The following is a 4,867-nucleotide window of genomic DNA, read 5'->3' as shown; positions in this document are numbered from 1 at the left end:
GGCGAGGTTGCCCGCGTCGTCGAGGATGTCGGCGTCGGTGGCGGGTTCGTCGACGAATTCTCCTGGCTCACCGTTCGCAGTGGACTTCTTCGTGTACCCGCTCAAATCGGTCAACGGCGCACCCGATAGCGCAGGTGAAGCACCCGGTTGCCCTGAATCACCACGTCAGGATCCTCCAACAGGTGCTGTGCGTGGACCGACCCGAAGTAGCGCTTGCCGGACCCGAACACGACGGGTACGACGTCCATGCGCACCTCGTCGATCAGGCCCGCGGCAAGCACCTGGCCACCGACGTCGCCTGCGGCGACCTCGACCATGCGGTCACCCGCAAGCTCCTGCGCCTTGGCCACGGCTGCCTCGACGCCGGCGACGAAGTGAAACGGCGCCTTGGGGCCCAGCCCTCGGGCTCCGGCCGGTGCGTCACGACGACCACGTGGTCGATCCCGCCCGGCGGCTTCCCGTCCCAGCCGTCCGTCAGGTCGAAGACGTGGCGGCCGACGATCGTGACTCCGATCTGGTCCCAGTACGGCCGGGTGTAGTCGTAGGACGTCTGCGACACCTTCAGCTCGCCGCTCTCGTCCAACGGGACGTCACCGCTGGACAACCAGTCGAACAGCGGTCCGGGTTGGTCATTCTCGTCCGCGACGAAGCCGTCCACCGACACCGAGCTGTACATGACCACCTTGCCCACGGGGCTCTCCTCTGCTTTGGGGTGCCCCAAATTAGCGTGTCGTGAGTTGTCGCTCTTGTAAGACATCAACCGGCCGGCAGCGGCCAGCCGTCCAGCGCGTGGCCGGGATGTTCGCGCAGGAACCGCCGCTGGACTTCGACGTACCGGGTCGGCGTGAGCCCGGTGAACGCCCGGAACTCGTGGCCCGAAGTGGGCCTGGTCGAAGTAGCCTGCGCCACCGGCGAGGTCGCCTCAGTCGACCGGTCCGGCGGGGTTGATCCCGAACACGGTGACGGCGAAGCGGTAGATGCGGGCCGGCCGCTTCGGCGTGACGCCGATGAGCTCCTGGAACATCAGGGACGAGGACGTGGCCCGCCTCTCCCTGCTCAAGGACCGGCACATCAACTTCCTGGGCCGCTACCTGTTCAACATCAAGGCCAGCGGACCCGGCCAGGGCCTGCGCCCCCACCGGGACCCGGACGCGGTCGAGGACTGACGGACGGCGCACCCGACCCCGTCGGGCCGCTCGTTGTGGAGCCGGAGGACCCGCGCGGTTGACCGGGACCGAGAAGAGAAAGGGACACCACCATGGAGGCACGAAGGTCCGCCCGCTGGGCCACTGCACCCGCTGCACCCGTGCCTGTTGGAAGGACGCAGGACGCCGCGCGCTGGAACATGGTCAGGGCGGCGGCCAGGCCGAGGAAGGCGAGGAAGTGCGAGCCCTTTCGTTCGTATCGGACGGTGAGGCGGCGGTAGCCCAAGAGCCAGGCGATCAACCGTTCGATCTTCCAGCAGTGCCGACCGAGGCGTTCGCCGGACTCGATGCCGGGCCGCGCGATGCGCGCGACGATCCCGCGCTCGCGCAGCCAGGCCAGGTGTTCGGCGGAGAAGTACGCCTTGTCCGCACGGAGTTTGACGGGTCGGCGCCGCTGTGGTCCCCGGCGGGACCGGACGGCGGGTATGCCGCGGATGAGCGGCTTGAGGGCGAGGCTGTCGTGGATGTTCGCGCCGGACACGGCGACGGCGAGCGGGACGCCCTGGGCATCGGACAGCACGTGCAGCTTGCTGCCCTTCTTGCCGCGATCGACCGGGTTCGGTCCGGTCAGCGATCCCCCCTCTTTTGCCGCGAACGGAGGCCGCGTCGACGAGCGCCGAGGTCCAGTCCACCTCGCCCCGGGCCCCGAGTTCGTTCAGCACCGCCCGCTGCAGCCGACGCCACAGGCCGGCCTCGGTCCATACCGTGAAGCGGCGATGCGCGGTGGCGGGCGACGTGCCGAACGTCGGCGGCAGACGCCGCCAGCACAGCCGCTGGTCAGCGCGTACACCACTGCCGTGAACACGGCCCGCTCGTCAACGGAGCGGTCCCACCACCTTGCGCACGAGCAGCGAACGACGACAGCAACGGGGCGGCCAGCTGCCAGAGTTCATCAGGAACCAGACGCTTCGATGGATCAGCACCCACGACCGGCATCATGCCCCGCACGAACATCAAGTCACGTGAGACAACCTCTAAGCCTTGATTGGTGCGGCCGACCTGGCGGCCTGCTCGATCTTCGCGCAGTAGGCTGCACGGGCTTCCTCGTCGATCTGCTGCTCGTGTTCGGGGCGCAACCCTGTCCGGCCGTCGAGGCCCTCGCGCAGGATATCGGCGTGCCCGGCATGCCGGATGGACTCGCCGAGGACATGGACCATGACGGCGAACAGGTTGGTGTCGGCATAAGGCTCCGGCCACCACGGCACGTGGCCGGGGGCGTCGAGGGGAAGCTTGTTGATCGTCGCGTCCGAGTGTTCCCACGTGCGCCGGTAGAACCCGATGATCTGATCGCGGGTCTCGTCCTCGGTCGCCCACAGATCGCTGCCGTTGGAGTCCTGCCACCGGGGCAGCGGTTCCGGGGAAGGGCGGTCGAAGACCTCGCCGAAGTACCTGGCCTCGACGGCGGCCACGTGTTTGACCAGGCCGAGGAGGTTGGTCCCGGTCGCTGTCAAAGGTCGGCGGGCGTCGTATTCGGACAAGCCATCGAGTTTCCAGAGCAGTGCCTTGCGATCCCGCCGCAGTCTCCCGTGCAGGTTGTCTTTCGCGAAATCATCGATCATGCGGCATGAGCCTGCCATGGGCTGCTCGTGGTCTCAAGATCCCGTACGTGGTCCGCAGCGACAGGCAGAGCCGAGGCCTGGCCATGGCCGCCGCCCTGACCTGCTAAAAATGCCCTGCTCATCACAGTTCGGACCCCAGACGTCTGGTTTGCCGCCGGGAGCGAGCAACTTTTGTTGGTCACCTCTGGAAGCGCTCGGCGACAAGCGACCCCGACGAAGACGCTATGGCGGCGAATTCGCGCGCTCGCCCGCATTCTCGCGTGGCGGGAATGCGTCCACCGTGATCGTGGGGCTGAAGGGGGCGCGTTGCGGTGGACGGGTGAAGGCGAAGCCGGTGTCGGTCCGGACGGGGGTTGATGTCTGGGCCTGGTGCGTCGTGCTGCCGTGGCGCATGCGGTCGGTCGGGCTACGGTCGCAGGTATGCCGGGTGATCGACATGGGTGGCTGAGGTGTCTGCTCGGCGGAGCGGTGTTCGTGGTCTGTATGGCGGGGACGACGCTGCCGACGCCGCTCTACCCCCTCTATCAGGAGAAGTTCGGGTTCTCCGAGCTGACGGTCACGGTCGTGTACGCCGTATACGCCTTCGGTGTCATCGGCGTGCTGCTGCTTGCGGGCAATGCGTCCGACGCGATCGGCAGGCGGCCGACGTTGCTGTGGGGCCTGGGGTTCGCGGCGGCGAGCGCCGTCTGCTTCCTGTGCGCCGACGCCGTGGGCTGGCTGTACGCGGGCCGGCTGCTGTCGGGGTTCTCGGCCGGGCTGTTCACGGGAGCCGCCACCGCGTTCGTCATGGAGCTGGCCCCGCCCGGCGGTGCCTCCCGGGCGACGCTCGTGGCGACGGCCGCCAACATGGGCGGGCTGGGCTGCGGCCCTCTCCTGGCGGGCCTGCTCGCTGAGTACGCTCCCGCGCCGCTGTTGCTGCCGTTCGCCGTGCACCTCGCGCTGGTCGCGGTCTCGGCCGTCGTCCTGCTGGGGCTGCCCGAGACGGTGGGGGAGAGGAAGTCCCTGGCGTCCGTACGGCCGCAGCGACCCGCGCTGCCGGCCCAGGTGAGGGCCGTGTTCGTGCCGGCGGCGATCGCCTCCTTCGTGGGGTTCGCCCTGTTCGGCGTGTTCACGTCGGTCAGTCCCGCGTTCCTCGCCCGCTACCTGCACGTGGACAATCACGCCGTCAGCGGCCTGGTCGTCGCGCTGGCCTTCTTCGCCTCCACCGCAGGACAAGTGGCCGTCGGCCACTTCGGGGCGGCGCGCTCGCTGCCTCTGGGCTGCGCCGTGCTCTTCATCGGCCTGGTCCTCCTCGCCGGCGCGATGTACACGGAGCTTCTGGTGCTCGTCGTCCTCTCCGCCGTCGTAGGCGGCACCGGGCAGGGCCTCGCCTTCCGCGCGGCGCTGTCCGTCGTCGCCGCCGCTGCGCCGGCCGACCGGCGTGCGGCGGTCATCTCGGCCCTGTTCGTGGTCGCGTACACGGGAATCTCGATCCCGGTCATCGGCGTCGGCCTGCTGGCCGATCCGCTCGGTCTGGAGGGCGCGGGGCTGGTGTTCATCGCCTGCATGCTGGTCCTCGTCGCCTCCGCCGGTGCCTACCTGCTGCGACGCATGCGGCCCGGAGGACATTGACCGGCGTCGGCGGCAGAGGCCGGTTCACCCGCGACCCCCGCGGGGCAGGAAGCCTGAGGGGCGGCTGATGTCAGGGGGGATGCCGCATGATGTTCGGATACTCGGACGATTGGTTGGCGCTGCTGTTCATCCCGGTGGTGCTCTGGGTGCCGTTCGGGCCGTTTCTGATGGTGGGGATAGGGGTGTGGTGTGCTCGTCGACCCGGCTGGAAGCCGCGCCTGACGTCCGTGTTGCTGCCGGCCGTGCCGGTAGGGGTCCTGGGGACCGTCCAGATAGCCGGCCTGATCCGCCTGAAGGAGGAGACCTGGCTGGAGGACCTCCTGGGCTTTCTCGGCGTCTACGTCGTGGGCGTCACAGTGCTGCCCTGGCTCATCGGTTACGGCGCGACACGCGTGACCCACGCCGTCCGCTCCCGCCGGAGCCGAGCCCAACCACCGGGCTGAGCCCGCGGGCAAGCCGCGCTTTCCCCTGTGGTTCCCGTGGTGGTGCGAC

5 protein-coding genes and 2 pseudogenes are annotated in these 4,867 nt (G+C 69.1%); 3 read left to right on the top strand and 4 right to left on the bottom strand.

The window, feature by feature from the left end; translation table 11 throughout:
• Positions 1 to 110 precede the first annotated feature (110 nt).
• Both VIU94_RS38015 and VIU94_RS38010 read right to left on the bottom strand, forming a co-directional pair.
• A pseudogene (locus tag VIU94_RS38015) lies at positions 111 to 691 on the bottom strand (dihydrofolate reductase family protein).
• A 65-nt stretch (positions 692 to 756) separates the two neighbouring features.
• Positions 757 to 909 (bottom strand): hypothetical protein, encoded by a 153-nt coding sequence (locus VIU94_RS38010; RefSeq protein WP_331919033.1) that lies wholly within the window; start codon positions 907 to 909, stop codon positions 757 to 759.
• Between the two features lie 128 nt (positions 910 to 1,037).
• Here VIU94_RS38010 and VIU94_RS38005 point away from each other — a divergent pair, with 128 nt between their 5' ends.
• Entirely contained in the window at positions 1,038 to 1,166 is a 129-nt protein-coding gene (locus VIU94_RS38005) for a hypothetical protein (protein WP_331919035.1), read from the top strand.
• A 169-nt stretch (positions 1,167 to 1,335) separates the two neighbouring features.
• Here VIU94_RS38005 and VIU94_RS38000 read toward each other — a convergent pair.
• Together VIU94_RS38000 and VIU94_RS37995 are read right to left on the bottom strand one after the other, a co-directional pair.
• A pseudogene (locus VIU94_RS38000) lies at positions 1,336 to 2,132 on the bottom strand (IS5 family transposase); the annotation flags it as partial.
• Between the two features lie 47 nt (positions 2,133 to 2,179).
• A complete protein-coding gene (locus tag VIU94_RS37995) occupies positions 2,180 to 2,764 on the bottom strand; it encodes a DinB family protein (RefSeq protein ID WP_331919031.1) in 585 nt (194 codons plus the stop codon).
• 420 nt (positions 2,765 to 3,184) lie between these two features.
• Here VIU94_RS37995 and VIU94_RS37990 point away from each other — a divergent pair, with 420 nt between their 5' ends.
• Entirely contained in the window at positions 3,185 to 4,375 is a 1,191-nt protein-coding gene (locus tag VIU94_RS37990; RefSeq protein ID WP_331919029.1) for an MFS transporter, read from the top strand.
• Positions 4,376 to 4,461: 86 nt separating this feature from the next.
• A complete protein-coding gene (locus VIU94_RS37985; protein WP_331919027.1) occupies positions 4,462 to 4,818 on the top strand; it encodes a hypothetical protein in 357 nt (118 codons plus the stop codon).
• The last annotated feature ends 49 nt before the right edge of the window (positions 4,819 to 4,867 follow it).

Source organism: Streptomyces sp., from assembly GCF_036566765.1.
Lineage (GTDB): Bacteria > Actinomycetota > Actinomycetes > Streptomycetales > Streptomycetaceae > Streptomyces.
This window is presented reverse-complemented; position numbering and strand designations above follow the sequence as displayed.

Excerpts from the sequence above, each read along its gene's own strand:
- VIU94_RS37995 (WP_331919031.1), bottom strand. The coding sequence starts at position 2,764 with ATGATCGATGATTTCGCGAAAGACAACCTGCACGGGAGACTGCGGCGG.
- VIU94_RS37990 (WP_331919029.1), top strand. The coding sequence starts at position 3,185 with ATGCCGGGTGATCGACATGGGTGGCTGAGGTGTCTGCTCGGCGGAGCG.
- VIU94_RS37985 (WP_331919027.1), top strand. The coding sequence starts at position 4,462 with ATGATGTTCGGATACTCGGACGATTGGTTGGCGCTGCTGTTCATCCCG.